Source organism: Streptomyces sp. NPDC006476 (genome assembly GCF_040612015.1).
Classification (GTDB): Bacteria; Actinomycetota; Actinomycetes; order Streptomycetales; family Streptomycetaceae; genus Streptomyces; species Streptomyces griseorubiginosus_B.
Genome location: NZ_JBEXPK010000276.1, coordinates 1 through 1,852, shown reverse-complemented (window position 1 = coordinate 1,852; position 1,852 = coordinate 1). Strand labels below are relative to the sequence as shown.

The following is a 1,852-nucleotide window of genomic DNA, read 5'->3' as shown; positions in this document are numbered from 1 at the left end:
CGCCAAGGGCGGCCTCATCATGCTCGCCAAGGGCGCGGCGATCGAATGGGCCCCGCGCAACATCCGCGTCAACGTCGTCGCTCCGGGTCTGACCGCCACCCCGATCATCGAAGCAGCGATCCAGCGCAGCGCTGATCCGGAGGCCTACCGCCGCGAGCGCGAGACCCAGATCCCGCTGCAACGCCTCGCCACCCCCGAAGAAGTCGCCGACGCGGTCCTCTTCTTCGCGTCATCTGAGTCCTCGTACGTCACCGGAGCAGTCCTCCCCGTCGACGGCGGATACACCGCCTTCTGAACACCCCTGCGTTGCGGCACCCCACGGGGCCCAACGCCCAGCCCGACCCGTTCCGGATCACCCGGCCAGTTCCGAACACCCACTCATCCGGGATCTGAGCGGCTTCCAGCACGCCTCCCCGTTTTGTCAGGAGCAAACCCATGCGGATCAGAAGAGACTTGAGCGTCCCGATCGTCACCACCGCCCTGGCCCTCGCGCTCGCCGCGTGCGGGGCGGGCGGCACCGGGCAGAACGTGGGGGCGAAGAGCACGGCACAGGGCGGAGGATCCGGGCCGTCCGCCGAGCACACCGACGACATCTCCGTCGGTGTCAAGCCGGACCAGAACGCGGTGAAGCTGCTGCCCGCGGCGGTGAAGGCCAAGGGCACGCTCTCGGTGGCCATGGACCTGGCCTATCCGCCCACCACGTTCATGGCGTCGGACAACAAGACCCCGATCGGGTTCAACCCGGACATCGCCCGGCTGATCGCCGCCAAGCTCGGCCTGAAGCTGCAGATCAACAACGTCAAGTTCGACACCATCATCACCGGCCTGCAGGCCGACCGCTACGACTTCACCGCCTCCACCATGGGCGCCACGAAGGAACGGCTGCAGGTGCTCGACATGGTCGACTACTTCAACGCCGGGACCGGGGTGTCCGTCCCGTACGGCAACCCGCAGAAGCTGGGCACCCACACGCTGTGCGGGCACCACGTCGGTGTCACCTCCGGCAGCACCGCGGAGTTGCAGTGGCTGCCCCAGCTGTCCAAGCAGGACTGTACGGACAAGGGCAAGCCGGCCATCAAGGCCGTGACCCTGCCCAGCCTGAACGACGCGCTCACCCAGCTGGTCTCCAAGCGGATCGACGCGGTCATGTACGACTTCACCGGGCTTGAGTGGGCGGCCACGCAGCAGCCCAAGACGTTTGAGGTCCTCAAGCCTTTGGTGGCCACCAAGACCGTGGCCGTCGCGCTGAAGAAGGGCTCTGCGCTGACGCCCGCGGTGAAGGCAGCCATCCAATCGATCATCGACAGCCCCCAGTACGCCCAGGCGCTGGGCCGCTGGGGGCTGCAGGACCTCGGGATCAAGACCGCGGCCGCGGCCGTCCCGCAGGACTGACATGTCGACGGAAATGATCGATACGAAGCGCGGGAGCCGGCCCGTGTCACCACTACCCGCCGAGGAAAAGAAGCGGATCACGCCGAAACGTCCGCGCGACTACGTCGCCTGGGTCGTCGCGATCGCGATCGTGGCCGGTCTGGTGTGGACCGCGGTGACGAACGAGAACTATCGCTGGCCGGTGGTGTTCAGCTACTTCACCACCCAGACCATCCTCAACGGCCTGCTGGTCACGCTGCTTCTGACCGTGGCGAGCATGGCTCTGGGCACCCTGCTGGGGCTGGTGCTGGCGGTGATGCGGATGTCGCGCCAGCGGCCCGTCTCCGGGCTGGCCCAGCTCTACATCGCCTTCTTCCGCGGCACCCCGGTGCTGGTGCAGCTGATCTTCTGGTTCAACATCGCGGCGCTGTACCCGAACCTCTCCATCGGCATCCCGTTCACCTCCATCTCCACGCCGGTG

The 1,852-nt window shown here is 67.1% G+C and carries 3 protein-coding genes; all 3 read left to right on the top strand.

Features of this window, described 5'->3' with window-relative positions; translation table 11 throughout:
* Positions 1–295: SDR family oxidoreductase (locus ABZZ74_RS53985; RefSeq protein ID WP_356951422.1), on the top strand; the 295-nt coding region annotated here is incomplete at its 5' end.
* A gap of 140 nt (positions 296–435) precedes the next feature.
* Positions 436–1,392 (top strand): ABC transporter substrate-binding protein, encoded by a 957-nt coding sequence (locus ABZZ74_RS53980; RefSeq protein ID WP_356951421.1) that lies wholly within the window; start codon positions 436–438, stop codon positions 1,390–1,392.
* A 43-nt stretch (positions 1,393–1,435) separates the two neighbouring features.
* Positions 1,436–1,852: ABC transporter permease subunit (locus ABZZ74_RS53975; RefSeq protein ID WP_356951420.1), on the top strand; the 417-nt coding region annotated here is incomplete at its 3' end.